This window comes from Pleomorphomonas sp. T1.2MG-36 (assembly GCF_950100655.1).
In the GTDB taxonomy this organism is placed as follows: domain Bacteria; phylum Pseudomonadota; class Alphaproteobacteria; order Rhizobiales; family Pleomorphomonadaceae; genus Pleomorphomonas.
Genome location: NZ_CATNLY010000001.1, coordinates 38,258 through 64,530, shown reverse-complemented (window position 1 = coordinate 64,530; position 26,273 = coordinate 38,258). Strand labels below are relative to the sequence as shown.

Below are 26,273 nucleotides of genomic sequence, written 5' to 3'. Positions count from 1 at the left end.
CGTGCCGACGCCCTCCCCGCCGGCATCGCGATGAAGAGAAAGATCAACAGGAATGACGACACTCGAAAAAGCCGTTGCAAGCGCCGACCGGACCGCCGATCCCGACTGGTGGCGTGGCGCGGTGATCTACCAGATCTATCCGCGCTCGTTCCAGGACTCCAATGGCGACGGCATCGGCGATCTCGCCGGCGTCACCGCTCGCCTCGGCTATCTCGAAGACCTCGGCGTCGACGCCATCTGGCTGTCGCCCTTCTTCAAGTCGCCGATGAAGGATTTTGGCTACGACGTTTCCGACTATTGCGACATCGACCCCATCTTCGGCACGTTGGACGACTTCCGGAAGATGGTCGCCGAGGCGCATCGGCGCGGAATCAAGGTGATCATCGATCAGGTGCTGAGCCACACGTCGGATCTGCATCCGTGGTTCTCAGAAAGCCGGAAGGACCAGATCAACGCCAAGGCGGACTGGTATGTCTGGGCGGACGCCCAGCCGGACGGCACGCCGCCCAACAACTGGCTGTCCGTCTTCGGCGGCTCCGCATGGGAGTGGGATACACGGCGCTGCCAGTATTACCTGCATAATTTCCTCGCCAGCCAGCCCGACCTCAACTTCCACACGCCCGCGGTTCAGGATGCCCTGTTGGACGTGTTGAAGTTCTGGCTCGAACTCGGCGTCGACGGCTTCCGACTCGACACGGTGAACTTCTATTTCCATGACAAGGAGCTGCGCGCCAATCCGCCGCAGACGCGACCGGTCGACGCCATCGATGCGCCACGGGTCAATCCCTATCTCCGGCAGGATCATGTCCACGACAAGAGCCAGCCGGAAAATCTCGACTTCCTGAAGCGTATGCGTCAGCTGCTCGACCAGTACCCTGGCTCCACCACGGTCGGCGAGATCGGAGACGGCGATCGGTCCCTCAAGACGATGATCGCCTACACCTCGGGCGGCGACAAGCTGCACATGAGCTACACCTTCGACCTTCTCGGAGGAGAGCCGTCCCGAGCCTATATCGAAAAGACGCTGAAGACCTTCGAGGCCGGCGCCGGCGATGCATGGCCCTGCTGGGCGTTGTCCAACCACGACGTCGTCCGTTATGCGACGCGCCATTTGCCCTATGCGCAGAACCCGGCGCAGCAGGGCAAGCTGATGGCGACCCTTCACCTCAGCCTGCGCGGTTCGGTCTGCATCTATGAGGGCGACGAGCTCGGCCTCACCGAGGCAGATCTCGCCTTCGAGGATCTGGTCGATCCCTACGGCATTCGCTTCTGGCCGGAGTTCAAGGGGCGCGACGGCTGCCGCACGCCGATGGTTTGGGAAGCCGAGGCCGCGAATGCCGGCTTTTCGACTGCCAAGCCCTGGCTGCCGGTGTCGCAGGACCACCTCGCCAAGGCAGTGGATCAGCAGGTCGGCAAGCCCGAAAGCCAATACGAGCTCTACAAGGCCATGATCGCCTGGCGCAAGACGAGCCAGGCGCTCACCAAGGGCACGGTGCGCTTTCTCGAGTCCGATGGCGACATCCTCGCCTTCCTGCGCGAAGCAGGCGACGACAAGGTGCTCTGCGTCTTCAACTTCGGCAGGACGGGTGCTGGCTTCCCCGTGCCCGCGGACCTTTCCGTGGCGGCAACCGCCGACCTCGGCTTCGCCTCGAGGATTGTCGAAGGCATGGTGACGCTGCCGGCCGAAAGCGCCTTCGTCGCCAAGGTGAAATGATCTGAACGAATGACCGGCTGCCCTTTCGTGGGGCGGCCGGGTTCCAGGAACCGGGTTGGGAGAACCCTTCGGGAATTGAGGGAGGAGTTGCGCATGTCAGCCGGACTGAAGCTCAAGCAAGTCAAGAAGGCCTATGGCGCCGTGCAAGTGCTGCACGGCATCGACCTCGACATCAAGTCCGGCGAGTTCGTCGTCTTCGTCGGCCCCTCCGGCTGCGGCAAGTCGACGCTCCTTCGGCTCATCGCCGGCCTCGAAGACATCACCGAGGGAACGCTGGAAATCGGTGGTGCCGTCGTCAACACCCTGCCGCCCTCCAAGCGCGGCATCGCCATGGTGTTTCAGAGCTATGCTCTCTACCCCCACATGACGGTCTACGAGAACATGGCCTTCGGCCTGAAGCTGGCGAAGGCATCGCAAGGCGAGCAGGACCGGCGGGTGCGTGAAGCGGCCGACATGCTGCAGATCACGCCCTATCTCGACCGCCTTCCCAAGCAACTGTCCGGTGGCCAGCGGCAGCGTGTCGCCATCGGCCGGGCCATTGTCCGCGACCCCAAGGTCTTCCTGTTCGACGAACCGCTCTCCAACCTCGACGCGGCCTTGCGCGTAGCAACGCGCCTGGAGATCGCCAAGCTGCACGAGCGGATGGCCGACACCACCATGATCTACGTGACGCACGATCAGGTGGAGGCGATGACGCTCGCCGACCGCATCGTGGTGCTCAACTTCGGCGTGGTCGAGCAGGTCGGTACGCCGATGGAGCTCTATCATACGCCCGACAATCTGTTCGTCGCCCGCTTCATCGGCTCGCCGGCCATGAACATCGTCTCGGCGACCATCACCAGCACGGGCGCTCCGGCAACGGTGCAGCCGGACACCGGCAATCCGGTCGTCGTCAATGCCGAGGTCGCCGCCACCTATCTCGATGCCAAGGCAACCTTCGGCGTCCGGCCCGAAGACCTGACGCCCACCGACGGACCGGGACTTTTCACCGGGACCGTGTCGATCGTCGAAAAGCTCGGCGAGGTGACGCTGGCCTATCTCGACACAGGCCTTCCCGAGCCGATCACCGTCAAGATCGATGGCGACGTGGAGATCGCCAAGGGATCGACGCTGACGGTGACGGCCCCGGCCGATCGTCTGCATCTCTTCGATGAAAACGGCTTTGCTTTCCCGCGCATGCGGCTCTCGACCGCCGCCGCCTGACCGAGGTACGGCCGCCTCTCGAGGCGGCCCGTCCCCTCAGAGAATGCCGACCCGCTTCAAGAACCACCAGGCTCCCCATACCGAAAGCCCGCCTAGCATGAAGGCAAGCAGCGTGCCGAAATGCTCGCCGGCGAAAGGCAGGCCGCCGGTGTTCATGCCGAAGAAGCCGGTCACCAGCGTCGGCGGCAACAGGAAGGCCGTCATGATCGAGAGAATGTAGAGATGACGGTTGGTCTCCGAGGAAATCTTGGAGTCGATTTCTTCGTGCAGAAGACGCGCCCGATCCTGCAAGCCCTGCATCTCCTGGGAGGCCGAGCCGAGCAGGTCGGCCAGCGTTTCGGCCATTTCGACCGTACCGGTGGGTAGCGGATCGGGCTCGTCCCAACGCTGATACCGGCGGAACAGCGCCACGGATGCCCGGAGCAGTCGGTTCAAGCGGACCACGGTGCGCCGAACCGGACCGAGCCGACGGCGCTCGTCGCGCGGGGCCGTCTCGAAAACATAGTCCTCGATGCGATCGAGCTCGTCGCCCATCTCGACGATGAGGGCATCGACCACTTTCTCGAACTCGGTCACGACGGCGGCGAATACGCCCACCGTCCCGTGGATGGCGAGACCACGATCGACGGCGAGCCGCGCCGCCTCAACGCAGCGCAGGGGATGCAGCCGGGCCGTGACGATCAGTCGTTCAGACGCGGCGAAGCGGAACCAGCCGATATCGTTGGTCTCGTAGTCGAAGGCGCGTTCGATGTCGGTGAATACGCCGTGCAACACGCCATCGTCGGACGCAAGCACCACATGATTGTCGCGGTCGGTCAACGTGGCCCGTGCCGCCTGGGGAAGATCGGGGAAGCCTTCCAGGAACTTCGGAACGCGAGCATCGCTGAGAGCGAGATGCAGCCAGACGAAGCCTTCGTCGACGATCAGCTCCTCGCGTGGCGTGGTCGGCGGCAGCGGATGGCCGGCGCCGGTCGCGGCATCGAAACGATAGGCCCAGACGAAACCGGGAATCTCGGTGTTGAGCAAGGACCAGGCACTCCTGACAGGCGCGGCAAGCCGCGATTTTCCTGATAGCACGCGAGAGTGACGGTCTTCTACTCCGGTCGCAGACGCCTGGCGCTTCGGAGCGTGAGCCGGCGAGCGCTCCGGACTTGCACGAGCGCCCGCCGATCGAATGGTCAGGCCTTGGGCCGGCAAATGCCGGCACCACGGCCTGCGGACGGATCAGTCCGGGAGAGCAGCGGTGATGATGAACTCCACCTTGTATTCCGGAGCGGCCAGCTTGGCCTCGCCGGTGGCGCGCGCCGGCGTATTGCCCGGCGACACCCAGGTTTCCCAGACCTCGTTCATGGCGGCGAAGTCGGACATGTCGGCAAGCCAGACGATAGCCTGCAGCACGCGCGTCTTGTCGGTGCCGGCGGCGGCGAGCAGACGATCCACCTCGGCCAGCGCCTCCACGGCCTGCGACTTGACGTCACCCTTCGGTGAGCCGATCTGGCCGGCGAGATAGACGGTCTTGTTGTGGACGACGGCGTTGCTCATGCGCTTGCCGGGCTCGATGCGGGTGATCGCCATTGCGGGATTCTCCGTTTCCAGGGGCGGGCGGCCCATCCGCCCGCAGGGGTGTTCGTTGCCTATCTTCTCGGCAGATCGGCCGCAACAGGAAAACACGCGAGGGATCTGGTGCCCGGCGACGCCCCCGACCGAGCATCGCTCCGCAGCCGAAAGCCCGCTTCGGACGAAAGGCTCGGGCACGCTCCTTCGCAGTCTTCGCCGCTGGATCGATTAGCAACGTCAGATCGAACCCCATGAGCGCTGCCACGAATAGTCGACTACTGCCACGCCCCCTACAAGCCTTGGCTATGGTTCGTCGGTCACGACCACCACAGACGCGGAGCCTCTCATGTCATTCTTCGGTCCCTACGGCCCGCTCGACGCCGACGATATCGCGGCGATCAACGCCGTTGCTCGCTTTCTGGCGCTCGACGATCTTGGCGGCCGGGACAAGGACCATGCTCCGGCGTTCGACCTCGTCGTGTTGGCCGGCAATGCGCTGTTGTGGACGCTGGAAGGCGCGGTGAAAAAGGCCAGGGCAACCGGCGCGCCCCTGCTGATTTCCGGTGGTATCGGCCATTCCACCAGCCTGCTGGCGACAGCCGTCGATGCCCATCCGGTGTACCGGAAAGCATTGGCAGGTCAGACTTCGGAAGCGCGCCTGCTCGGCGACATCGCAGCCATGTTCCTCGGCCTCGATCAATCACGGCTGCTTCTCGAAGACGTCTCGACCAACTGCGGTGAGAACGCTCTGTTCACACGGCGCCTGCTGGACGAGCGTGGTCTGGCGCCGTCGGCAATCCTGCTCGTTCAGGATCCGCTGATGCAGAGGCGGACCGATGCGTCGTTCCGACAGGCGTGGGCGGATGCAACGTGCCCGGAACTCGTCAATTGGCCGGTACAGGTGCCGCGCCTCGGCTATCGCGGCGGCGGCATCGACTATCTCCAGAGCCCGAACAGCCGGAAATGGGCACCGGAACGCTTCCTGTCGCTGCTGACGGGGGAGATCCAGCGGCTCACCGACGATGAAAACGGCTACGGTCCGCGCGGCAAGGGATTCCTGCCGCATGTCGACATACCCGAGGACGTAACGGACGCGTGGCGCCACATCATGAACTCCGGCAAATTTGATGCCGCAGCCCTAGGCCGTCGCGCTGGCAGTTGAGGCCCAATCCAAGTCATTTCAACCATTTGGGTCATTGGTAGACTAAAGATTCCGAATAAGTACCTTCACGCATAACTCCCGCATACGTAGTATTACGTCTCACCTCCGAGTCTGGGTGGAGCCGGCGGTTGCTCTCGACCATCGGGCAGACCGGGGTGAAAGCATCACGTTTTGGGAGGAACACCGATGACAGCAGTCACCGTCGACCCGACGAAGACGCCTGGTTCGACCACGATGACGAAAGAGGAGCGGCGCGTGATCTTCGCCTCGTCGCTCGGAACCGTCTTCGAATGGTATGATTTCTATCTCTACGGCTCACTGTCAGCGGTCATCGCCGCCCAGTTCTTCTCCGGCGTCAATCCGACGGCGGCTTTCATCTTCGCCCTGCTCGCCTTTGCCGCCGGTTTCGCGGTGCGCCCGTTCGGCGCGCTCGTGTTCGGCCGTCTCGGCGACATGATCGGCCGCAAGTACACGTTCCTCGTCACCATCCTGATCATGGGCGCGTCGACATTCATCGTCGGCATCCTGCCCAACTATGCGTCGATCGGCATCATCGCACCCGTCATCCTGATATTGCTTCGTCTCCTCCAGGGCCTGGCCCTCGGCGGCGAATATGGCGGCGCGGCGACCTATGTCGCCGAACACGCCCCCGATCATCGCCGTGGCGCCTATACGTCCTGGATCCAGACGACGGCCACGCTCGGGCTGTTCATGTCGCTTCTGGTCATTCTCGGATGCCGCGCGGCGTTGTCGGCCGAGGACTTCAACGCCTGGGGCTGGCGCATTCCCTTCCTGGTGTCGATCCTGCTGCTGGCCGTTTCCGTCTGGATCCGCCTGAAGCTCAACGAGAGCCCGGCCTTCCGCCGCATGCAGGAAGAGGGCAAGACATCCAAGGCGCCGCTCACCGAAGCCTTCGGCCGCTGGAAGAACCTCAAGGTCGTCCTGCTTGCCCTGTTCGGTCTCGTCGCGGGACAGGCCGTGGTCTGGTACACGGGCCAGTTCTACGCGCTGTTCTTCCTGACCCAGACGCTGAAGGTGGAGGCACAGACGGCCAATCTTCTGATCGCCGCGTCACTGCTGCTCGCCACCCCCTTCTTCGTGATCTTCGGCACTCTGTCCGACCGGATCGGCCGCAAGCCCATCATCATGGTCGGCCTGCTTCTCGCCTGTCTCACCTATTTCCCGATCTTCAAGGGCATCACCCACTACGCCAACCCGGCTCTGGAACAGGCCGTCGCCAACGCGCCCGTGACCGTCGTCGCCGACCCCAACGAGTGCTCGTTCCAGTTCAACCCCGTGGGAACGTCGAAGTTCACCACCTCCTGCGACGTTGCAAAGGCGGCGCTGGTCAAGGCGGGCGTTCCCTATCATAACGAAGCGGCGCCAGCTGGTACGCCGGCGACCGTGAAGATCGGCGCAACCGCCGTCACTTTCGGCACCGAAGCCGGTGCCGACGGGGCCACGCCCGCGCAGGTGTTCAGCAAGTCGCTGACGGATGCCGTCACGACGGCTGGTTACCCGGCCAAGGCGGACCCTGCCCAGATCAACATCGTCATGGTGACGCTGCTGCTCTTCGTGCTGGTGCTCTACGTCACCATGGTCTACGGCCCGATCGCCGCCATTCTGGTCGAGATGTTCCCGACCCGTATCCGCTACACCTCGATGTCGCTTCCCTACCACATCGGCAACGGCTGGTTCGGCGGCTTCCTGCCGACGACGGCCTTCGCCATGGTGGCGGCCACCGGCGACATCTACTACGGCCTCTGGTATCCGATCGTCGTGGCGGCGGCCACGCTGGTGATCGGCATGCTGTTTGTCCGGGAAACCAAGGACAACGACATCCACGCCGACTACTGATCTGCCACAAAGATGCGTTGGGCCCGGCCGTCATGGCCGGGCCTTTGCATTTCGGGTCAGCCGCGCCCGGCGAACTGATCGAGCGTCTTCGCCGGGGTCACCGCCTGCGGGTCTAGGAAACAATGGACGATCGCCGGCTTGCCGGAGGCCATCGCCCGCTCGAAGGCAGGGGCGAACTCCGCCGTTGTCCGCACGGTCTCGCCGTGACCGCCATAGGCGCGCGCCAAGGCCGCGAAGTCGGGGTTCTTCAGCGAGGTCGCCGAAACGCGACCGGGATACTCCCGCTCCTGATGCATGCGGATGGTGCCGTACATGGCGTTATCGACGACCACCACCACGACCGGGATGTCGTATTGCACGGCGGTGGCGAATTCCTGGCCGTTCATCAGGAAACAGCCGTCGCCGGCAAACACGACGACCGGCCGCTCCGGAAACTGCCGCTTTGCCATGACGCCGGCCGGCACCGAATAGCCCACCGATCCCGACGTGGGCGCCAATTGGCCGGTGAAGCTGCGATACCGCCAATAGCGATGCACCCAGATGGCATAGTTGCCGGCACCGTTGGCGATGATGGTCTCGGGCGGCAGGTGCTCGCGCAGCCAGACCATGGCCTCGCCATACTGGAATTCACCCGGCAACACCGTGGGCTTGTCGGTCCAGGCCAGAAAATCGGCGCGGGCGGCCTTCGTCTCGGCCGACCAGGGAATTTCGACCGGCGGGTGCACGGTGGATAGCGCCGAGGCGAAGGCATGCGGACTGGCGACGATGCCGAGCGCCGGCTGATAGACGCGGCCGATCTCTTCCGGGTCGGGATAGACGTGGATCAGCGTCTGCCTGGGCTGGGGTATATCGAGCAGCGTGTAGGACGACGACGGCGATTCCGACAGGCGGCCGCCAATGACCAGCAGCACATCCGCTTCGCGAACCCGGGCGGCCAGCTTAGGGTTGGGACCCAGGCCGAGATCGCCAGCATAGTTCGGATGATCGGCCGGGAACAGCGAGGCGCGACGGAAACTCGTCGCCACCGGCAGGTCGAACCGCTCGGCGAAGCGGATCACCTCGCGGCGCGCCCGCTCGCTCCAGCGCGAGCCCCCGAGGATCATCAGTGGCCGCTTGGCCTCCCAGACCAGCTTCTGGAGACGCGCAAGATCGGCAAGCCCCGGCCAGATCTCGACCGGTTCGACCACCGGCGCATCGGCCACCTCGGCCGCCTCGGTCAGCATGTCCTCGGGCAGTGACACCACCACCGGTCCCGGCCGCCCTTGGGTGGCGACGCGGAAGGCGCGGGCCACCAGTTCCGGGATGCGCGCAGGATCGTCGATCTCGACCACCCATTTGGCGATGGAGCCGAACACCGCCTTGTAGTCCATCTCCTGAAAACAGCCGCGCTCCAGCATCCCGCGCTCGGCTTGGCCGACGAACAGGATCAGCGGCGTCGAGTCGTGCTCGGCGATATGGAGTCCGGGCGCGGCATTGGTGGCGCCCGGCGCCCTGGTCACGAAGCAGATTCCGGGCTTGCCGGTAAGCTTGCCATAGGCCTCGGCCATCATGGTGGCTCCGGCCTCGTTGCGGCAGACCAGCACGTCGATCGGGCTATCGTGCAGCGCATCGAGGGCGGCGAGATAAGATTCACCGGGCACGCAGGTCAGCCGCTCGACGCCCTGTCGGACCAGTTGATCGACCAGGATTTGACCGCCAGTGCGGGACGGGATGGACGGGGACAAGATGGAGAACTCCCAAAACGACCGGTGCGCCACCGGAATGTCGAGACTATCGAGACGGTCAGTCGATCAGCAGGTCAAGTCCGCGTCTCAGGCCCGCCTGCTCCCGCACCCGCCGCACGGCGAGCAGCGTTCCCGCGACATAGGGCGCTGCATCGGAACCGGCATCGTGGCGTATGAGGAGCCGTTCGCCGGGCGCGCCGAACTGCGCCTCGCAAGACAGCACGTAGCCCGGCATGCGCAGCGAATGCACCTGTACCGCGCCAACGGTGCCGCCGCGCGTTTCGCGGATGCCGCCGAGTTCGCCGACAGGCTTCGAGGTGGCAGGTTTGCGCACGAAGGACAGCCGCTCGGCCAGCTCGCGCGCCGTGCCGGATGGCGTGTCGGGCTTGGTTGCCGAGGCATAGTCGATCACTTCGACGTCGGCGACATACTTCGCGGCCATCAGAGCGAACTTGGTCATCAGCGTGGCGGTGATCGAGTAGTTGCCGGCGGCGAACGCGCCGACGGACTTCGCCCGTGCCGCCGCATCGATTTCCGCGTAATCCTCGGCCGATAGCCCGGAGGTGCCGATGACCACGGCGACACCGGCCGAAATCGCCGCGATGGCGTTGGCCTTCACCGCCTGGGGGGAGGTGTAGTCGACAAGCACGTCGGCTCCCGCCCTCAGCGCTTCCTCGACGGTGGCGACCACCGTCACGCCGACGGTCGATCCGCCCAGCGCCTCGCCAAGATCGCGCCCGGCAGCCGAGCGGGCAACCGCCCCGGCCAGGGTAAGGTCCTCGGATGCGAGAACTGCCCTGGCCACCGCACTACCGGTCCAGCCGGTCGCGCCGGCCACGATGACACGCATCGTCATTGGCTCACTCCACGTCGAAGCTGACGCCCTGCGCCAGCGGCAGGTCGCGGCCGTAGTTGATGGTGTTAGTGGCCCGGCGCATGTAGGCCTTCCAGGCGTCGGAACCGGCCTCGCGGCCGCCGCCGGTCTCCTTCTCGCCGCCGAAGGCGCCGCCGATTTCAGCTCCCGACGGGCCGATGTTGACGTTGACGATGCCGCAATCGGATCCCTTGGCCGACAGGAACGTCTCCGCCTCGCGCAGGTCGTTGGTGAAGATCGACGAGGACAGCCCCTGCGGGACCGCGTTGTGCGCATCGAGAACCGCGTCGGACTCGGTGTAGCGCATGACGTAGAGAATGGGCGCAAAGGTTTCCGTCATGACCACTTCCGTCTGTGCCGGCATCTCGACCAAGGCCGGACGAGCATAAAAGGCATTGCCGCCCAGCTCTTCGCGGGTGCGTTCGCCGCCATGAACGGTTGCGCCGTCGGCACGCGCCTTCCCGAGAGCCTCCTGCATGCGGTCGTAGGAGGCTTTGTCGATCAACGGCCCGACCAGGGTTCCGGCCTCGCGCGGATCGCCGATCGTCACTGATGCGTAGGCCTTCCTGAGGCGGGGCAGCAGGCTGTCATAGACGCTGTCGTGGACGAACAGGCGCCTCAGCGTCGTGCAGCGCTGGCCAGCCGTGCCCATCGCGGCGAAGGCGACGCCTCGCACCACCAGATCGAGATCGGCGCTGGGAGCGACGATGGCGCCGTTGTTGCCGCCGAGCTCCAGAATGGCACGGGCGAAGCGGGCCGCAAGGCGCGGCGCCACGGCGCGGCCCATGGCCGTCGACCCGGTCGCCGACACCGCGGCGACCCTGGTGTCATCGACCAGCGCCTCGCCAATCGCCCGGCCACCGATGATGACGGCGGACAGGCCTGACGGTGCCCCTGCCTTGGCCGCCGCCCTTTCGAACAGCGCCTGGGTGGCGAGGGCGGTGAGCGGCGTCTTCTCCGACGGCTTCCAGACGACGGTATCGCCGCAGACGAGAGCGATGGCGGCGTTCCACGACCACACGGCGACCGGGAAATTGAAGGCGGAGATGACGCCGACGACACCGAGCGGATGCCAGGTCTCCATCATGCGGTGGCTCGGTCGCTCTGTGGCGATGGTGAGCCCATATAGCTGGCGGGAGAGACCGACCGCGAAATCGCAGATGTCGATCATCTCCTGCACTTCGCCGAGGCCTTCAGAAACGATCTTGCCGGCCTCGATGGTGACGAGCCGGCCGAGATCGGCCTTGGCCGCCCGCAGTTCCAGGCCGAACAGGCGGATCAGTTCGCCGCGCTTGGGTGCCGGCACGAGACGCCAGGTTCGGAAAGCGTCCTGCGCGGCAGCGATGGCGCCGTCGCAGGCGGCCGCATCGGTTTCACGAACCTCGGCGATCCGTTCGCCGGTAATCGGCGACGTGACGATGAGGCTGCCACCCGTATGGGCGCTGTCTCGAACACCGAGACGGGCAAGCAGGTCGGCGGTTTCCTGAACAAGGCTGGAAGCGGGCATCGGGCACTCTCGTCGGCGCCGCCGGCCGGCGGCACGGCGGGGATGGGCTGAATGTCCGTAAGTTATTGTCCCGAGCCCCCTACCCTGCAAACGATCATTTCTGGTAGGGTCATGAGGAAAACTCATAACCGGACGAACAATGGCCCGCGATCTTCTGCCGTCGATCGGCGCGCTGGTTGCCTTCGAGAGCGCCGCCCGCCATCTCAGTTTCTCTCGCGCCGCCGCCGAACTGCATTTGACGCAAGGCGCCATCAGCCGGCAGGTACGCGAACTGGAAACGCGGCTCGGATTGCCGCTGTTCGAACGCGTCAACCAGCGGGTTTTCCTGACCGACGCCGGCGAGGCCTATCGGCTGGAGGTGACGCGTATCCTCGCCGGTCTTTCGGCTGCGACCGAACGCACGATGGCCAGCGCCGGCGGTGCCGAGGTGCTCAATCTCGCGGTGCTGCCCACCTTCGCCGCGCGCTGGCTGGTGCCCCGGCTGCCGAAGTTCCTCGCAGACCATCCGCAGGCCACCGTCAACTTCGCGGTACGCAACGAGCCCTTCTCCTTTGCCGACGCGTCACTCGATGCCGCCATCCATTTCGGCGAGCCCACATGGCCCGGCGCGGTGTGCGAGTTTCTCTGCACGGAGGAAGTCTATCCGGTCGCATCCCCGGCGATCCGCGACCGCTTTGGCCTCGATGATGTCGCGGCCATCGTCCAAGCGCCACTCCTTCACCAGTCGAGCCGGCCGACCGCCTGGGCCGACTGGTTTGCCGCGGGCGGCTTGCCGACGGCGGGGTCATATCGGGGATCCCGCTTCGACCAGTTCTCGATGATCGCCGAAGCCGCCGTCGCCGACATGGGCGTGGCATTGATGCCTCGGTTCATGATCGAGGCCGAGCTTGCCACCGGCCGGCTTGCGTTGCTGACGGAACGGCCGCTGGGGGCCGGCAAGGCCTACTGGTTCGTCTATCCGGAAGCCAGGGTCCGCTCGCGGCTCGTCAGGGCGTTCGGCGAATGGCTGAAAGTCGAGGCGGCCGCGCCGTCCGCATCGGTCTGAGAGCGGCCCAGGTACGACCGGCGCACTGCCACCGAGATCGCGGGGGCCATCGCAGCGCCCTGCAAGTGACCGTCAGGCGGAACCTTTTTCCCTCGGCGGCACTTATTAGGCCAAGGTCCATCGTGCCGGACAACCGGCGGCACAGGACCTGTCATTGCGGTGGATACCCCGCCACTCGTGCGACAGGAGAATACCATGGCCTCCATCCCCCTTGCTCCCGATAGCGCGCCCGCCGTCGAGTCATCCTTGTCGGCGATCAGCTGGGCTGCGATCATTGCCGGCGCCGTATCGGCCGCCGCCCTCACCTTCGTCCTGATGCTGCTTGGCTCGGGCCTCGGTCTGGCGATGGTCTCTCCGTGGACGAACCACGGCGCGGGCATCACCACGTTTGCCGTCTCCGCCGCCATCTGGATGATCGTCGTTCAGTGGCTCTCGTCCGCCGTCGGCGGCTACATGACCGGCCGGTTGCGGGTGAAATGGGTCGGCGTCCACACCGACGAGACCTTCTTTCGCGATACCGCGCACGGTTTGCTTGCCTGGGCGCTCGCGACGCTTCTCGTCGTCTGTATCGCCAGCTCGAGCTTGACCTCGGCCGTTGGCACGGGTGTGCAGGCCGCGTCTAACGTCGCCTCCGGAGCCGCCATGGGCGCGTCAGCCGGGACCATGGCGAATGCCGGCGATGGGGCCGAAGACACCGCGACGTCCTACTTCGTCGACAGCCTCTTCCGGCCGAACGATCCTGCACGCCTTGCCGCCCCGGGAGCTGAAGGTGACGCAGCGGCGGCAGCCCAAGCCTCGCGCATCCTGATCGCCAGCGCCGCCGCAGGCGAGATGTCGCCTGCCGACAGAACCTATCTTGGCCAATTGGTTGCTGCCCGTACCGGCCTTTCCGAAACGGACGCGAACGCTCGGGTCGACGCCGTGATCGCTCAGGTCGACCAAGCGAAGGCCAAGGCGCAGGAAGCGGCCGATACGGCTCGCAAGGCGGGTATCGCCTTTGCCTTGATGGCCGCGCTTTCCTTGGTGATCGGCGCATTCATCGCCAGCGTGAGCGCAGCTCTGGGCGGACGGCTGCGCGACGAGTGAGCCGAAGCGGGTCTTTACGGCCTAAAAGAGGTACTCTGTATTCGACGGCGATCGCTTGGTCGCCGTCGAGCCGCGTTCTGTCCCAGGCTGATGGCCATTTTTCGAGGGGAGAACCTGCGATGTCCGATTACGAACTCTACTATTGGTCCGTTCCCTTCAGAGGCCAGTTCGTGCGGGCCGTTCTCGCTCACGCCGGAAAGAGCTGGAGCGAGGCCGGCGACGTGGCGATCTCAGACCTGATGGGCGCACCCGTGAAGAGGATGCCGGTTCCGTTCATGGGGCCGCCCTTGCTTGTCGACAAGAAGGCCGGCTTCGCCATCGCCGAAATGCCGGCCATCATCCTTTATCTCGGCGAGACGCTGGACCTGCTGCCCAAGACGCTGCCTCTCCGTGCCATGACCATGAAGATCGTCAACGACGCCAACGACGTGATCGACGAGCTCACGTTGGATGGCGGTCGGGAGATGTGGACGGAAAAGCGGTGGCAGGACTTCGTCCCGCGCCTCAAGAAGTGGATGGCGCTTTGGGAGGAAACCGGCGAACGTCATGGTCTCATGGCCGATTCCGGGTATCTGCTCGGCGGCGAGCACCCGGGGATCGCCGATGTCGTCACCGCGACCCTGTGGTCGACGATGGCCGATCGATTTCCCATCATCGGGACGATCCTCGGCGAGAGCGCCCCCAAGGCCGCCGCCTTGACGCGGCGTATCGCCGCGCTGCCGCCATTGGCGAAACTGGCCGCCAAAGCCCGGGAAGACTATGGCAACGCTTATTGCGGCGGCCGGATCGAGGCTTCTCTCCGCAAGGTTCTGGGCGCGCAGACCTGATCTGTCCGTTCGCTCGGATCGACCGTCCGCACGGGCGTTAGCCTCGCGCGCCAACCGACCCGAGGTGAATTTACGCTTGGAGATCGCCGGAATCGCCTGCTTCCGGACGGTTGGCTGCCCACGTCAGCAAGGCGTCGAGAGCCGGGCACAAGGCTTGGCCCCAGTCCGTCAGCGCATACTCGACCTTCGGCGGAACCTGATGGTGGACGATGCGGCGGACGATGCCGTCGCCCTCCATCTGACGAAGCTGCTGGATCAGCATCTTCTGGGAGATTCCGGGAATGGCGCGTTCAAGATCGGAGAAGCGCATGATCCGACCACCGAACAGGTGAAACAGGATCACCAGCTTCCACCTGCCCTCCAACAGCTTCAGAGCTTGCTCTACGCCCTCCGCGGCAGTCTCCCGCGTGTGGGCATGGGGCTTACTTTCAGGTGAGTACCTAACTTTTTCGTGCGTTCTTGTCATTTCGTAAGGCTAGAGCCATTTTCCGCCTTACGCAATCCGCTGGCCAGCTGGAAGCGCCAACCCGAGGACAAACAGCATGATCAACCTTCCAGCACCGATCTCCGACTACTTCGCCGCCGATGCAAAGAACGCAGAAGCCGTAGCGCAATGCTTCACGGACGACGCTATCGTCAGGGACCAAGGCAAGACCTATGTGGGGCGGGAAGCCATTCGAGCCTGGAAAGCCGAATCGTCCGAAAAGTACAGCTATGTCAGCGCGCCACAAGCGATCGCCAAAGAAAGCGACAAAACCATCGTCACCAGCCGGCTCACCGGAAACTTTCCCGGAAGCCCGGTGGATCTTCGGTTCTTCTTTCGCTTGAAGGGCGACAAGATCTCCGGCTTGGAGATCATGCTATGAGCTTCGACCTCGAGCTTGGTGGCCGGCGCGCGCTGGTCACGGCAGGAACGCGTGGGGTCGGCGCGGCCGTAGTGGCGGCCCTTTGCGACGCCGGCGTAAACGTCGTCAGCACGGCGCGATCCATTCCGGACACCGCACCCAAGGGTGCCCACTTTATCGCGGCAGACATCTCCGAGGCCGACGGGTGCGCTGCGGTTGCCAGCGCCGTTCTGCAGCGCCTGGGCGGGGTCGACATCATCGTCAACGTGTTGGGCGGCTCTTCGGCGCCTCCCGGTGGCTTTGCCAAACTGACTGACGACGTTTGGGCAAGAGAGCTCGGCCTCAATCTCATGCCGGCCGTGCGCCTCGATCGGGCGCTTTTGCCGTCGATGATCGAACAGGCCTCCGGCGTCGTCATCCACGTCACGTCGATCCAGCACGAGCTGCCGCTTCCGGAGTCCACGACGGCCTATGCGGCAGCAAAGGCTGCCCTCTCGACCTACAGCAAAAGCCTGTCCAAGGAGGTGGCACCCAAGGGCATTCGCGTCGTCCGCGTTTCGCCGGGATGGGTCGAGACGGAGGCCGCGGTGGCGCTGGCCGACCGGCTGGCAGCCGATGCCGGCACCGATCGCGAAGGCGGTAAGCAGCTCATCATGAAGGCGCTCGGCGGCATTCCGCTCGGACGACCGGCCAGGCCACGGGAGGTCGCCGACCTCATCGCCTTTCTCGTGTCGCCGCGTGCCGGCGCTATCACGGGGACCGAGGTCACCATCGACGGCGGCACGGTCCCCACTGCCTGAGCCAAGCAACGGCGGGATGCAAACAACTGCCAAGCCGAGCTAACCGCCTTGGCTTGGCTCCACCAGCAGGGAACGCGGTGACCTGTCGGCCGCCATACCCTCGATTGCCTCATCCGACGGCCCGCTTTGGCGCAGATGCAGCCCGAACCCAGACGCCTCGGGAGAGGCCAGATCGCGACGTAAAACGAGGCTCGGAATGTTGTAGTCTCCGCCGTTCTGCCGGCGGTAGGCAATCGGCTCAGCAGTGTCGAGTGTCCGCATCCTCTCCCTGAGGTCGGTGCTTATGGCCGCAAATCCCCGCGCGTCGAGCCGGTCCACGCGGTAGGCAACGAACGGTGGCATCACGTCGAAGCCGGGATAGTAGAGAATGCCGTGATTGATCGGAAACAATAGGTCATCGATTGGCCCGTTGATCCCCCGTGGCGAATAGTGCTCTTCCCAGCCCCCTGTCGTCACGATGAGCATCGCCCTCTTGCCGACGAACCGACCTTCGCCAAAGCGATCCCCCCAATGTCGGTCGCTGTGTTCGCCGACACCATAGGCAAAGCCATAGGCGTAGACGCGATCGACCCATCCCTTGAGGATGGCCGGCATCGAGTACCACCACATTGGAAACTGGAGGATGAGCACATCGGCCCAATCAAGCTTGTCCTGCTCGGCCTGCACGTCTTCAGTGAGCGCGCCGGCTGCGAAGCCATGGCCGGACGCGGAAGCGACTTTCAGCCGCTGTTCGGCGGCAAGCAGGGGGAAATCGGCTCGATCGACCTCAGACTTCCAGCGCATTGCATAGAGGTCGGATACCCGCATCTCGTGGCCTTGGGCTTGCAGTTCGCCGATCGCCGCATCGCGCAAAGAGGCGGCGAGCGACTGCGGTTCGGGATGGGCAAAGACAAGAAGAACGTTCACGGGAAGACCCTCCGGCTGAAGATTTCGACCAGCAAGGTAGGCCAGCCCCGAATATTCCGATACATCAACGGAATGGATATGATATTGCCGAAATATGGATAGATCCGACATCACATTGGAGCGGATGCGCACCTTCGTCCGCGTCGCCGAGCGTGGGAACCTGTCGGCCGTTGCCCGCGAACTGGGAACCGGTCAATCGACGGTGACCCGGCATTTGCGCGAACTTGAGGACGCCGTCGGCGTGTCTCTGCTCAGCAGGACGACCCGTCGTGTCGTGCTGACCGAGGAAGGCAGTCGCTATTACGATCACTGCACCCATGTTCTCCGTCTGGTGGATCAGGCGGCCGACGGAATTCGCGACAAACACGACGCACTCTCCGGCACCGTTCGCCTGTCATGCACGGCGGCGCTCGGCGTGATGCACATCACGCGGCTCATTTTCGCCTTCCAGGCGAGCCATCCCGGCATTCAGGTCGACCTCAGTCTGACCGACGAGCGCATCGACCTCGTCAAGGAGGGCGTCGACGTTGCCCTTCGTCTGGGGCCGCTCGCGGACAGCTCGATGAAGCTGCACCATCTGGCGGAGAGCACGCGACTTCTGGTCGCCGCCCCCGGCTATCTCGGTGTGCACGGCAGGCCCAGCCAACCGGCGGACCTTGCCGTCCACAACGTCATCCGCATGTCGAACGTGGCCGGCAGCGAGACCATGACGTTCGTCGGGCCGGACGGCAACCGTCACACGGTTTCGGTCAAGGGCGACCTGAAAGTGGATCACGGCCTCGCCGCGCGCGAGGCATTCAGCAGCGGGCGCGGTATTGGCTCCACGCACCGCTGGCTGGTGGACGACTTGCTGGCGACCGGCGAACTGGAGGTGTTGCTGCCGGACCATTCTCTTCCCACCACCCCGCTCAACATGCTGATGGTGCCGGAACGCGCCAAGGTGGGACGCGTCCGTCTGATGGTCGACTACCTGGCCGAACAGATCAGGCGGTTGCCGGGAATGAGCTGAACGAACACGGTCCCGGCATGCGGAACAGGCAAGCCTGCATCCGGCCAGACGGTGCATTTGCACCCGGATACATACCTCGTCCTCGCCTCGCCCAACGGCGGTCTGTTTGCGGGAGAGATGTGTGCTCAGCTCGTGGCCGAGCCGGCAAGCACCTTCTTCTTCGCGGGCTGGACGGGACGCACGAAAACTCTGGTGATCGACGGCTGAGTTGAACGGAGTTTTTTGCCAAGGTCATGAACGGTGGCCTCGATCTCCTCGCTCGTCATTTCGTCATCGAAATCGAGCGAAATGCCGAGGAGTATGTCGGAGGGCCCCAGATGCATGCTGAGGATCTCTTCGATCCGCTGAATCCGGCGGTCGCCTTCGAGCACAGCACGCACCGAGGCCAGCACCTCCACCGAGGCGCTTTCGCCGGTCATGAGACTGAGCGTTTCCCGGGCAAGGAACACGGCAGTCAAGATCAGGATCCCGCCGATCGCCAACGAGGCGATGGCATCAAAGCGCGGCTCTTGCAGCACATGCGCCAAGGCGAGCCCGACGGCGGCCACCGACAGGCCGATAAGCGCCGCGGAATCCTCGCAGAATATGGAAAAAACGCTGGGATCCTTGCTCCCGCGGAGGGCCGCGAGCATTGTTCGGCCAGGTTGGCTGCGACGCAGCTCCCGCCAGGCCACCCGCAGCGACGTCGCCTCGATCGCGAAGCTGACACCGAGCACAAGATAATTGATCCAGGGATCCCGTATCGGCTCGGGATCGAGCAGGCGCTGCGCGCCCTCATAGATGGAAGCCGCTCCCCCGAGCGCGAAGATCATCAGGGCGACGATAAACGCCCAGAAATAGATCTCCATGCCGTGTCCGAACGGGTGCCGCTGGCTGGCCGGGCGAGCCGATCGACGAAGGCCGAGAAGCAGAAACCCCTGATTGCTGGTATCGACCAGCGAGTGGACCGCCTCGCTGAGCATGGCTCCGGAGCCCGTCCACCATGACGCCACGAACTTCGTCACGGCGATGGCGAGGTTACCGGCCAGTGCGGCGTAGATCACGATTTTGGAGTTGCCGGGGGTCAAGGTTCAAGCCGCCCGCGGCTGGGCTGTCGTCGTCGGGTACGATCCGCACCGAGTCTCGGCCGCTGTCCTAGACTGTCTGAATGGCCAAAGGGCGTGCCCAGCCGAAAGCTTCATTGGCTTCATCCGAAGATCCATAACGTCGAACCCGTCTCTAGAACGGCGTTTTTCCGAGAAGGTTCCCTGCCGTTTGCCATCCTATCGAGGAGCCTGTCTCTAGGCCCCGCCCCCGAGAGCTCGCGTCTTCCTTGAGGCCACCCCCTCCGCACGAGCAGCCCGACGCCGAACCTGCTATGAAGCCCGCTCCCTGCAATCCCCGCCGAGTCGTCGTGACCGTTCATCCCCTGCACATTCTGAAAACCGTTTATGGCTACGAGGCCTTTCGTGGACCTCAGGCCGAAATCGTCGACCATGTCGTGGGCGGAAACAACGCTTTCGTGCTCATGCCGACGGGCGGCGGCAAGTCGCTCTGCTATCAGATACCGGCGCTGGTCCGGCCCGGCATGGGCCTGATCGTCTCGCCGTTGATCGCTCTCATGGCCGATCAGGTGGCGGCGCTGCGGCAGGCAGGCGTCAAGGCCGCCGCGCTCAATTCCGATCTGCAGGGGGACGAGCGCCACGCCTTGTGGCGAGACATTTCGAGCGGCGGCCTGGACCTCCTCTACGTTGCCCCGGAAACGCTGCTGCGGCCCGATGTTCTGGATCTCTTGCACCGCACGCAACTGTCGCTGATCGCTATCGACGAAGCGCATTGCCTGTCGCAATGGGGGCATGATTTCCGCCCCTCCTATCGTCAACTCGACGCGCTCATCTCGGAGTTCCCCGGCATACCGCGCATGGCGCTGACGGCTACGGCCGATGCGCCGACCCGCGCGGAAATCCTGTCGCATCTCCAGATCGCCGAAAGCGACGCCTTCATTGCCGGCTTCGACCGCCCCAACATTCGCTACGCCATTGCCGAGAAGGATAATCCCAGGGCTCAGCTGAAGCGCTTTCTGAAGGCGCACGCGGGCGAAAGCGGCATCGTCTACTGCCTGTCGAAGCGAAAGACGGAGGAGACGGCCGCCTGGCTTTGCGAGCAGGGCTATACCGCGTTGCCCTACCACGGCGGCATGGACAAGGCGGAGCGTCAGGCAAACCAGACTCGCTTTCAGCGCGAGGAGGCCGTCATCATGGTGGCCACCATCGCCTTCGGCATGGGCATCGACAAGCCCGATGTCCGCTTTGTCGCCCATCTCGACCTGCCGGGCAGCATCGAGGCCTACTATCAGGAGACGGGGCGCGCCGGCCGCGACGGTCTGCCCTCCGAAACACTGATGCTCTATGGCTCCGAGGACATCGTCCTGCGTCGCCGCTTCATCGAGGATTCCGACGCCCCAGAACATCGCAAGCGCATCGAGCGACAGAAGCTCGATGCGCTGCTGGGCCTGGCAGAAACGGCCGGATGCCGGCGGCAGGCGCTGCTATCCTATTTCGGCGACCACTCCGAGCCTTGCGGAAACTGCGACACCTGCGCGGAACCGCCAGATCTGTTCGACGGCACGATCGCGGCGCTGAAGGCACTGTCCTGCATCTACAAGACCGGCGAACGTTTCGGCCAAGCCTACATTGCCGAGGTGCTGCTGGGCGGCTCGGACGAACGCATTGCCCAGTTCGGGCATGATCGCATCTCGACCTACGGCATCGGCAAGGAGCACGACGATCGCACATGGCGCGCCATCCTGCGCCAGCTCATCGCGCTCCGTCTTGTCGATGTCGACCTGGACGGTCACGGTGGGCTGTCGATTTCGGAGGCGGGCCGCCTGTTCCTGCGCGAGAGGCCGCCCCTCATGCTGCGCGTGCCGACAAGGCCGAAGGCCACCAGGGCAAAGGATGCTCACAAGCCGGCGCCGACCATGCTGTCGGAGGCAGATCAGAGGCTGTTCCACGCGCTGCGCGAGAAGCGCACCGAAATCGCCCGCGCCCAGAACCTGCCGCCCTATGTGATCTTCCATGACAAGACGCTGATCGAACTGGCCGCCGCGCGTCCCGGCTCGCGGGCGCAGATGGCGAAGATCCCGGGCGTCGGTGAGGCCAAGCTGGATCGCTACGGAGAGGTCTTTCTCGCGGTGGTCGCCGAACACGAACTGTAGCTTCGGCCGTCGCGCTATGGCGGCATCAGCACGGTGCATCGGTTGCGCTGGACCGCTAATGATGCCAGCGACTTCGGCCCCGCTGATGAGCGGGCCTAGACGTTCACCTGGTACCATCGTTCGCAGTGGTGGACATCGAGGGTCTGAAGACGCCCGGGGCCAAGGTTCTCGAAGCGATGCGGCAGCCCGCGAGGTCCGAGGACGACATCTCCCGCTTCGGCGTCGATGACCTGATCCCCGACGTAGAAACGCGCCCGCCCTTCCAAGATGACGAAGACCTCGTCGTAAGGGTGGACATGCAGGACCGGCCCCTGACCTGGGCTATCGTTGCCATAGGCGAGTATGGTGACCCCGGCCCCAAGCGCTTGGCCGAGAACGTGGCCACCATGGGGGCCGTCGTCGCTCGCGTCGAACAGTCTCAGCTTCCTCGCGGCGCGGCCTCCCGCTGACACGGTGGCCGGGTCGAATGTCTCGAACTTCATCGGGCATCTCTTCCGTGCCAAGGACCGCCACCGGCATCGCGTGCGTTCGACGGCTTCAGTGAAGGGTCTGCGACACGATCTCGACGATCTCCGCCGTGTCGGGAAAATGGCCGCGGGTGCGCTTGGCAACGACCCCATCGTTGACCCGCACTTCGAAGATCCCGCCGCCACCGGGATGAAGCTCGGCATCCAGTCCCAGCGCCTGCTTGAGTGCAGTTGCCGCCTCTCGCGCCCGCTTCTCGTAGCCGCACGGCCGGCAATAGGTGATTTCGACCTTGGTCATTTCGACGCTCCTCTCATCGGAGTTGATTGCGGTTACTCGGCGGCTCTCGAAACGGCGTTTTCCTCGATCCAGTCTGCAATCGTCCGGCCGATGGTGTCCGGGTGGTCCTCCTGCAGGTAATGGGCGCCAGAGCCGAGCTGCACGAGCCGGCAACTCTTCAGTTTGGCCGCGAAACTCTCCGCATATGCGGGCGACACCAGCGCCCCCGGATCTCCCACGAAGAGCAGCTTCGGATAGCTTGCCGAGACCAGTTGCTCGTGCGCATGCCTGAGCATGGCATCGACGTCTTTCGGCTGGCCGCTGATCGGCAACTCGTTGGGAAGACGCCAGATCGGTACCCGGTCACGCGCAAGAGCAAAGGGCGCGCGATAGGCGTCCATCTCCGCGTCGCTCATTTTGCGCTTAACCGAACCGGGCAGGACGCGCTCTATGAACACGTTCTCTTCGATAATGGCGCGCTCACCAGCGCCCGCCGTCCGGAACATTCTGAACGCATCGCGCACAGCTTCGGACTGGTGGAAATCGTCCCAGCCGTCAAACGGCCTAATGAACTCCATAAAAGCGAGCCCTCGGACCAGTTCCGGACGGCGCGCCGCCAGAACGAAAGCCAGCGCCGTCCCCCAGTCCTGAGCGACGAGATAGGCAGACTTGATCCCGACAGCCTCGATGAAGGCTTCGAGATAACGGACATGATCGGCAAAGCGATATTCGATGTCGGGCTTTCCGGACTGGCCAAACCCGATCAGATCCGGCGCAATGCACCGAGTGAGCGGCGCCACATGCGGCATGATGTTTCGCCAGATGTAGGACGAGGTGGGATTGCCGTGTAGGAACAGCGCCACGGTGTCCGCACCGTGCCCGACTTCGCGGTAGGAAATGAAAGAGTCCAGCACAGGCAGCCGCTTCAGGTGGAGATTGTCGTCCATCAGTTCACCTCCTTAAAGACTGTTGCGAAAGCGATTTTCTTGAAGCGTTCCAAGGCGTCACGGCGGCGCTCCACCTTCATCCGGAGGATGGCGCCCTCCCATGACGACAAGAGAAAGTCGGCGAGATCGGCCGGATCGAAGGTCGTCTCGATTTCTCCGAGGGACTGTCCCTCGGCTATGCAAGCGGCGAACTGATCGCGCCACTCGACGAATATCCGCTCCAACCGAAGCCGGACGGCCTCGTTGAGCTGAGTTGCTTCGGCACTAAAGTCGCCAATCAGGCAGCCGCGCCGCAGTCCGTCCTGCTCCAAAATGTCCGTGATGATGTCGAGATAGCGGATCAATCTGGCCCTTGGAGACAGAGTGCCACTCTCGAAAGCTTGGGCGACCAATGTCTTGACGTGATCGAAGTAGGCATCGAGCACGGCAATACTGAACGCCTCCTTGGTCGGGAAATGGTTGGTGAATGAGCCTTGCGGAGCCCCGGCTTCAGCGACGATGTCGCGAACGCTGGCGGCGGAGTAGCCCTTCACGAGCATCACGCGAAGCCCGGCGGAAATGATGTCGTCACGGAGAGATTGTCTAGCCATGACGAGATTAATACGTACGTCCGTATTGAATGTCAAGACGGTTCATTGCGCGCCGAAACCGGCGGGAAACCTTCACTCTATGCAAGGAGATGGGTGAGGCGGCGGGACGTGGCGAAGGCGTTCAGGCCTACGCCACGGGAGCACCCGGTTGCCACGCGGACCGGAGTCCTGGGCTTCGATGGTCGCGACCAACTGCTTGACGGGGAGATAACGGCTCAGGCTGACAAGGCCCGGGGTGAGCGATTGCCCCCATGACGTGCCGACAGGCTTCCTTCAGATGCACGCGTGTACCGGAGCCGCTTAGGAGCTTGGCGAAACCAGATATGTTCCGAAGCCCTGAACGACCAATCCGTCGGAGAAAACCAGAACCTCGCTCGCCTCGCGCCCATCCTGATTTCGATAGGCGATCGTCACGCAGTCGATGCCCTCGTAAGTGCCCACCAGCGTGAAGTGGAGGTTGGGGATAAGGCGCAGGCCCTCGCTCCAATAGGAGCGGAGCGCTGCCTTGCCGACAATGACGCCATCGGAACCAGGAACGATCTTTCGCGCCGCTGGAGACTTGAAGACGACCGAATCGTCAAAGCCACCGAGCAGTCGGTCGAGATCATGCGCATTCCAGGCAGCGCACCACTCAATGGAATAGGCCTGAAAATCAATCATTTCGCGTGACCTCGGAGTTCCGCTTGGCAGCGAGCGATCGGCATGGACGACGCCCCGGATTCGGGACAGATGTCCGAAGCTACACCGACATCCCGTTTTAGCCGACCTCCGGCAACAGAATGATCTTTCCACTCGACCGTCGGCTCTCGATGAGGCGATGCGCGTCTGCCGCTTCATGCAAGGGAAAATGGTGGCCGACATGCGGCCGCAGCACGCCTTGGGTCACGTAGCTGAACAGCGTATCGAGATCATCCCGCAGATACCGGGCAGCATCCTTGTGGCCCAAGAGCGGCACCAAGGAGTAACCAATCAGCGATTTGCCGGACATGACGAAGGACGGCATGTCTTCCTTCGAAAGCGCGGCGTACTCGCCGCTGGCTCCTCCATAAGCGACGAAGTGGCCGCCGATCGACAAGTTCGACAAGCCCAGCCGACTGACGGCGCCGCCAATTGCGTCGAAGATCACATCGGGCGGAGCGCCATCGGTGAGCGCCAGGAGATCGCCGACCCAATCTCCTTGCGTCGACACCACCGAATGAACACCAATCGCGTTGGGCAGCTCCGCTTTCCTGGCATCCCCCACGGATCCAATCAGTCGGCCAGGAGACCGCATCGCCACGAGCTGGGCCAGGAGGTGCCCGACGCCGCCAGCCGCCGAGTGAACGAGCACGGTTCGCCCTTCGATGGGCACAAGCTTTGAGAGCTCAAGGGCAACGATCCCGGACAGACCGAGCGCCACCGCCTGATCGAAAGTGATATCGTCGGGAAGGAGGAAGATGCCGTTCGCCGGAAGAGCGATATGCGTTGCGTAAGCCCCCGTGATGCGTCCAACAGCGAACGGTGCGGCAAAGGCTCTTTTGCCCAGGATGGCCGGATCGACGCCGCTGCCCAGCGCGACGACCGTCCCGGCCGCTTCGGAGCCGATTATCAGGTTGTCCGTCATCGGGACGCCCGCGCCCCCTGATCGGATCATGGTGTCGGCAAAGTTGACGCCCACGGACGCAACCTTCAAAAGCACCTCGCCTTCGCCTGGGGCAGGTGTCGGCAGCTCGCGCAAAATCAGGTGTTCAGGGCCACCAAATTGATCGATGATGACGGCTTTCAAGCGAGATCTCCTGGGTTGAAGAGCTCAACTTGATTGAACCAATCCATTCGGCGGTTCCACCGACTTTGCGGTGGGCTACACACCATGGGGTCAGTGAATGAACCGGCTTTCTTCCCTGCCGATCGAAAGAGCCCTGCAGATCATAGGCGGCCGCTGGAAGCTGTTCATCGTCTTTCATCTGCTGGCTGGCGCCCAACGGCCCGGCCGGCTCGAACGACTTATCCCTGGCATTTCGCAGAAGATGCTCTTGCAGCAGCTGAAGGAACTCGAGGAGCATGGCCTCGTCAGCAAGACGATCTACGCGGAAACTCCTGTGCGCGTAGAATACGAGCTCACGCAGCTCGGCAAAACACTCGCTCCGGTGATCGAGATGCTTCATCAGTGGGGAATCGAGCAGAGCCGCGCCACCGGCGACATTGAAACATTGAAGCTTTGCCATCCGCAACCACAGATCGACTGAGCTTACTTTTCATCCGCCAATGCCGGCTGCCGGCGCGACACGATCTTTCGCTTAACGATCGCCGAACTCGTCTCGGCCTTCTCGCCAATCGTCTCGAGCAACTCGTCCAGATGCTCGATGGAACGGCACAGAATGCGCGCGACGAAGCCATCGTCGTCGGTCACCTTGTCGCACTCCGCGACTTGAGGCATGTCTTGCAACAGCGCCTCGACGACATGCAGCTTTCCCGGCAGCGGGCGGATGCGGACTATCGCTTCGATGTGGTAGCCGAGCGCTTTCGTATCCAAGAGCGCGGTGAAGGCTTCGATTACGCCCGCCTCTTGCAGCTTTCGCAGTCGCTCCGCCGTCGCCGGCGCAGACAGGCGAACCTTGCTCGCAAGGTCCTTTGTCGAAATGCGCGCATTCTCCTGCAACGCGGCGAGTAAGGTGCGGTCAACGGCATCCATTTCGATTCA

Annotated in this window: 27 protein-coding genes; 12 read left to right on the top strand and 15 right to left on the bottom strand. The window is 63.9% G+C overall.

Going from position 1 to position 26,273, the window contains the following annotated elements:
- Window positions 1–52: 52 nt before the first annotated feature.
- Window positions 53–1,714: an alpha-glucosidase family protein gene (locus QQZ18_RS00315; protein WP_284537289.1), complete on the top strand. Its 1,662-nt coding sequence runs from the start codon at window positions 53–55 to the stop codon at window positions 1,712–1,714.
- Window positions 1,715–1,807: 93 nt separating this feature from the next.
- Complete coding sequence (locus QQZ18_RS00310; RefSeq protein ID WP_284537288.1) at window positions 1,808–2,917, top strand: ABC transporter ATP-binding protein; 1,110 nt, start codon at window positions 1,808–1,810, stop codon at window positions 2,915–2,917.
- Window positions 2,918–2,953: 36 nt separating this feature from the next.
- Here the strand turns inward: QQZ18_RS00310 and QQZ18_RS00305 are convergent, their stop codons facing one another.
- Window positions 2,954–3,943, bottom strand: a complete 990-nt coding sequence (locus tag QQZ18_RS00305; RefSeq protein ID WP_284537287.1) for a transporter — start codon at window positions 3,941–3,943, stop codon at window positions 2,954–2,956.
- 198 nt (window positions 3,944–4,141) lie between these two features.
- The gene (locus QQZ18_RS00300; protein ID WP_284537286.1) at window positions 4,142–4,492 is read right to left on the bottom strand and encodes a RidA family protein; all 351 of its coding nucleotides are present in this window, start codon (window positions 4,490–4,492) and stop codon (window positions 4,142–4,144) included.
- Window positions 4,493–4,820: 328 nt separating this feature from the next.
- Here QQZ18_RS00300 and QQZ18_RS00295 point away from each other — a divergent pair, with 328 nt between their 5' ends.
- Both QQZ18_RS00295 and QQZ18_RS00290 read left to right on the top strand, forming a co-directional pair.
- Window positions 4,821–5,636: a YdcF family protein gene (locus QQZ18_RS00295; RefSeq protein ID WP_284537285.1), complete on the top strand. Its 816-nt coding sequence runs from the start codon at window positions 4,821–4,823 to the stop codon at window positions 5,634–5,636.
- 186 nt (window positions 5,637–5,822) lie between these two features.
- Window positions 5,823–7,493, top strand: a complete 1,671-nt coding sequence (locus QQZ18_RS00290) for an MFS transporter (protein ID WP_446728584.1) — start codon at window positions 5,823–5,825, stop codon at window positions 7,491–7,493.
- A 56-nt stretch (window positions 7,494–7,549) separates the two neighbouring features.
- On the opposite strand, the gene QQZ18_RS00285 is transcribed toward QQZ18_RS00290, so the two are convergent.
- From QQZ18_RS00285 to amaB, 3 genes are read right to left on the bottom strand one after another with little or no spacing between them, the layout of a single operon-like run.
- Window positions 7,550–9,217 carry a thiamine pyrophosphate-binding protein gene (locus tag QQZ18_RS00285; RefSeq protein WP_284537284.1) on the bottom strand — a complete coding sequence of 556 codons (1,668 nt, stop codon included), beginning with the start codon at window positions 9,215–9,217 and terminating at the stop codon, window positions 7,550–7,552.
- A 58-nt stretch (window positions 9,218–9,275) separates the two neighbouring features.
- Window positions 9,276–10,073: a 4-hydroxy-tetrahydrodipicolinate reductase gene (gene dapB, locus QQZ18_RS00280; RefSeq protein WP_284537283.1), complete on the bottom strand. Its 798-nt coding sequence runs from the start codon at window positions 10,071–10,073 to the stop codon at window positions 9,276–9,278.
- 4 nt (window positions 10,074–10,077) lie between these two features.
- A complete protein-coding gene (gene amaB, locus QQZ18_RS00275; protein WP_284537282.1) occupies window positions 10,078–11,598 on the bottom strand; it encodes an L-piperidine-6-carboxylate dehydrogenase in 1,521 nt (506 codons plus the stop codon).
- A gap of 139 nt (window positions 11,599–11,737) precedes the next feature.
- Here amaB and QQZ18_RS00270 point away from each other — a divergent pair, with 139 nt between their 5' ends.
- The 3 genes from QQZ18_RS00270 (at window position 11,738) to QQZ18_RS00260 (ending at window position 14,556) form a co-directional block, all read left to right on the top strand.
- Window positions 11,738–12,643 carry a LysR family transcriptional regulator gene (locus QQZ18_RS00270; RefSeq protein ID WP_284537281.1) on the top strand — a complete coding sequence of 302 codons (906 nt, stop codon included), beginning with the start codon at window positions 11,738–11,740 and terminating at the stop codon, window positions 12,641–12,643.
- Between the two features lie 195 nt (window positions 12,644–12,838).
- Window positions 12,839–13,729, top strand: coding sequence for a hypothetical protein (locus tag QQZ18_RS00265; protein ID WP_284537280.1), 891 nt, complete (start codon window positions 12,839–12,841; stop codon window positions 13,727–13,729).
- Between the two features lie 119 nt (window positions 13,730–13,848).
- A complete protein-coding gene (locus tag QQZ18_RS00260) occupies window positions 13,849–14,556 on the top strand; it encodes a glutathione S-transferase family protein (protein WP_284537279.1) in 708 nt (235 codons plus the stop codon).
- A 70-nt stretch (window positions 14,557–14,626) separates the two neighbouring features.
- Here the strand turns inward: QQZ18_RS00260 and QQZ18_RS00255 are convergent, their stop codons facing one another.
- The gene (locus tag QQZ18_RS00255; protein ID WP_284537278.1) at window positions 14,627–15,022 is read right to left on the bottom strand and encodes a winged helix-turn-helix transcriptional regulator; all 396 of its coding nucleotides are present in this window, start codon (window positions 15,020–15,022) and stop codon (window positions 14,627–14,629) included.
- Window positions 15,023–15,098: 76 nt separating this feature from the next.
- On the opposite strand from QQZ18_RS00255, the gene QQZ18_RS00250 reads away from it, so the two are divergent.
- Both QQZ18_RS00250 and QQZ18_RS00245 read left to right on the top strand, forming a co-directional pair.
- Entirely contained in the window at window positions 15,099–15,422 is a 324-nt protein-coding gene (locus tag QQZ18_RS00250) for a nuclear transport factor 2 family protein (protein WP_284537277.1), read from the top strand.
- A complete protein-coding gene (locus QQZ18_RS00245; RefSeq protein ID WP_284537276.1) occupies window positions 15,419–16,201 on the top strand; it encodes an SDR family oxidoreductase in 783 nt (260 codons plus the stop codon). Before QQZ18_RS00250 ends, QQZ18_RS00245 begins: the two co-directional genes overlap by 4 nt.
- Before the next feature lie 39 nt (window positions 16,202–16,240).
- Here the strand turns inward: QQZ18_RS00245 and QQZ18_RS00240 are convergent, their stop codons facing one another.
- Window positions 16,241–17,107 (bottom strand): NAD(P)H-dependent oxidoreductase, encoded by an 867-nt coding sequence (locus QQZ18_RS00240; RefSeq protein WP_284537275.1) that lies wholly within the window; start codon window positions 17,105–17,107, stop codon window positions 16,241–16,243.
- A 94-nt stretch (window positions 17,108–17,201) separates the two neighbouring features.
- On the opposite strand from QQZ18_RS00240, the gene QQZ18_RS00235 reads away from it, so the two are divergent.
- Window positions 17,202–18,116, top strand: a complete 915-nt coding sequence (locus QQZ18_RS00235; RefSeq protein ID WP_284537274.1) for a LysR family transcriptional regulator — start codon at window positions 17,202–17,204, stop codon at window positions 18,114–18,116.
- A gap of 125 nt (window positions 18,117–18,241) precedes the next feature.
- On the opposite strand, the gene QQZ18_RS00230 is transcribed toward QQZ18_RS00235, so the two are convergent.
- Complete coding sequence (locus QQZ18_RS00230; protein WP_284537273.1) at window positions 18,242–19,183, bottom strand: cation diffusion facilitator family transporter; 942 nt, start codon at window positions 19,181–19,183, stop codon at window positions 18,242–18,244.
- Window positions 19,184–19,509: 326 nt separating this feature from the next.
- Here QQZ18_RS00230 and recQ point away from each other — a divergent pair, with 326 nt between their 5' ends.
- On the top strand, window positions 19,510–21,312 hold the full coding sequence (gene recQ / locus QQZ18_RS00225) for a DNA helicase RecQ (RefSeq protein WP_284537272.1): 1,803 nt from the start codon (window positions 19,510–19,512) through the stop codon (window positions 21,310–21,312).
- Between the two features lie 95 nt (window positions 21,313–21,407).
- Here the strand turns inward: recQ and QQZ18_RS00220 are convergent, their stop codons facing one another.
- The 6 genes from QQZ18_RS00220 to QQZ18_RS00195 all read right to left on the bottom strand — a co-directional run bounded on the left by QQZ18_RS00220 (window position 21,408) and on the right by QQZ18_RS00195 (window position 25,358).
- Window positions 21,408–21,794: a cupin domain-containing protein gene (locus QQZ18_RS00220; RefSeq protein WP_284537271.1), complete on the bottom strand. Its 387-nt coding sequence runs from the start codon at window positions 21,792–21,794 to the stop codon at window positions 21,408–21,410.
- A gap of 55 nt (window positions 21,795–21,849) precedes the next feature.
- Window positions 21,850–22,077 (bottom strand): Rdx family protein, encoded by a 228-nt coding sequence (locus QQZ18_RS00215; protein ID WP_284537270.1) that lies wholly within the window; start codon window positions 22,075–22,077, stop codon window positions 21,850–21,852.
- Window positions 22,078–22,109: 32 nt separating this feature from the next.
- Complete coding sequence (locus QQZ18_RS00210; protein ID WP_284537269.1) at window positions 22,110–23,003, bottom strand: haloalkane dehalogenase; 894 nt, start codon at window positions 23,001–23,003, stop codon at window positions 22,110–22,112.
- Window positions 23,003–23,593 carry a TetR/AcrR family transcriptional regulator gene (locus QQZ18_RS00205; protein WP_284537268.1) on the bottom strand — a complete coding sequence of 197 codons (591 nt, stop codon included), beginning with the start codon at window positions 23,591–23,593 and terminating at the stop codon, window positions 23,003–23,005. Before QQZ18_RS00205 ends, QQZ18_RS00210 begins: the two co-directional genes overlap by 1 nt.
- Window positions 23,594–23,893: 300 nt before the next feature.
- Window positions 23,894–24,253 (bottom strand): nuclear transport factor 2 family protein, encoded by a 360-nt coding sequence (locus QQZ18_RS00200; RefSeq protein WP_284537267.1) that lies wholly within the window; start codon window positions 24,251–24,253, stop codon window positions 23,894–23,896.
- Window positions 24,254–24,350: 97 nt separating this feature from the next.
- On the bottom strand, window positions 24,351–25,358 hold the full coding sequence (locus QQZ18_RS00195; protein WP_284537266.1) for a quinone oxidoreductase family protein: 1,008 nt from the start codon (window positions 25,356–25,358) through the stop codon (window positions 24,351–24,353).
- A 97-nt stretch (window positions 25,359–25,455) separates the two neighbouring features.
- Here QQZ18_RS00195 and QQZ18_RS00190 point away from each other — a divergent pair, with 97 nt between their 5' ends.
- On the top strand, window positions 25,456–25,818 hold the full coding sequence (locus QQZ18_RS00190) for a winged helix-turn-helix transcriptional regulator (protein ID WP_284537265.1): 363 nt from the start codon (window positions 25,456–25,458) through the stop codon (window positions 25,816–25,818).
- Between the two features lie 2 nt (window positions 25,819–25,820).
- On the opposite strand, the gene QQZ18_RS00185 is transcribed toward QQZ18_RS00190, so the two are convergent.
- Window positions 25,821–26,264 (bottom strand): Lrp/AsnC family transcriptional regulator, encoded by a 444-nt coding sequence (locus QQZ18_RS00185; RefSeq protein ID WP_284537264.1) that lies wholly within the window; start codon window positions 26,262–26,264, stop codon window positions 25,821–25,823.
- Window positions 26,265–26,273 lie beyond the last annotated feature (9 nt).

Coding starts and splice junctions, on each gene's coding strand:
- QQZ18_RS00290 (WP_446728584.1), top strand. CDS start 5,823: ATGACAGCAGTCACCGTCGACCCGACGAAGACGCCTGGTTCGACCACG.
- QQZ18_RS00300 (WP_284537286.1), bottom strand. CDS start 4,492: ATGGCGATCACCCGCATCGAGCCCGGCAAGCGCATGAGCAACGCCGTC.
- QQZ18_RS00315 (WP_284537289.1), top strand. CDS start 53: ATGACGACACTCGAAAAAGCCGTTGCAAGCGCCGACCGGACCGCCGAT.
- QQZ18_RS00260 (WP_284537279.1), top strand. CDS start 13,849: ATGTCCGATTACGAACTCTACTATTGGTCCGTTCCCTTCAGAGGCCAG.
- QQZ18_RS00255 (WP_284537278.1), bottom strand. CDS start 15,022: ATGACAAGAACGCACGAAAAAGTTAGGTACTCACCTGAAAGTAAGCCC.
- QQZ18_RS00295 (WP_284537285.1), top strand. CDS start 4,821: ATGTCATTCTTCGGTCCCTACGGCCCGCTCGACGCCGACGATATCGCG.
- QQZ18_RS00220 (WP_284537271.1), bottom strand. CDS start 21,794: ATGAAGTTCGAGACATTCGACCCGGCCACCGTGTCAGCGGGAGGCCGC.
- QQZ18_RS00215 (WP_284537270.1), bottom strand. CDS start 22,077: ATGACCAAGGTCGAAATCACCTATTGCCGGCCGTGCGGCTACGAGAAG.
- QQZ18_RS00210 (WP_284537269.1), bottom strand. CDS start 23,003: ATGGACGACAATCTCCACCTGAAGCGGCTGCCTGTGCTGGACTCTTTC.
- QQZ18_RS00190 (WP_284537265.1), top strand. CDS start 25,456: ATGAACCGGCTTTCTTCCCTGCCGATCGAAAGAGCCCTGCAGATCATA.
- QQZ18_RS00310 (WP_284537288.1), top strand. CDS start 1,808: ATGTCAGCCGGACTGAAGCTCAAGCAAGTCAAGAAGGCCTATGGCGCC.
- QQZ18_RS00235 (WP_284537274.1), top strand. CDS start 17,202: ATGGATAGATCCGACATCACATTGGAGCGGATGCGCACCTTCGTCCGC.
- QQZ18_RS00205 (WP_284537268.1), bottom strand. CDS start 23,593: ATGGCTAGACAATCTCTCCGTGACGACATCATTTCCGCCGGGCTTCGC.
- QQZ18_RS00245 (WP_284537276.1), top strand. CDS start 15,419: ATGAGCTTCGACCTCGAGCTTGGTGGCCGGCGCGCGCTGGTCACGGCA.
- QQZ18_RS00265 (WP_284537280.1), top strand. CDS start 12,839: ATGGCCTCCATCCCCCTTGCTCCCGATAGCGCGCCCGCCGTCGAGTCA.
- QQZ18_RS00200 (WP_284537267.1), bottom strand. CDS start 24,253: ATGATTGATTTTCAGGCCTATTCCATTGAGTGGTGCGCTGCCTGGAAT.
- amaB (WP_284537282.1), bottom strand. CDS start 11,598: ATGCCCGCTTCCAGCCTTGTTCAGGAAACCGCCGACCTGCTTGCCCGT.
- QQZ18_RS00185 (WP_284537264.1), bottom strand. CDS start 26,264: ATGGATGCCGTTGACCGCACCTTACTCGCCGCGTTGCAGGAGAATGCG.
- QQZ18_RS00270 (WP_284537281.1), top strand. CDS start 11,738: ATGGCCCGCGATCTTCTGCCGTCGATCGGCGCGCTGGTTGCCTTCGAG.
- dapB (WP_284537283.1), bottom strand. CDS start 10,073: ATGACGATGCGTGTCATCGTGGCCGGCGCGACCGGCTGGACCGGTAGT.
- QQZ18_RS00250 (WP_284537277.1), top strand. CDS start 15,099: ATGATCAACCTTCCAGCACCGATCTCCGACTACTTCGCCGCCGATGCA.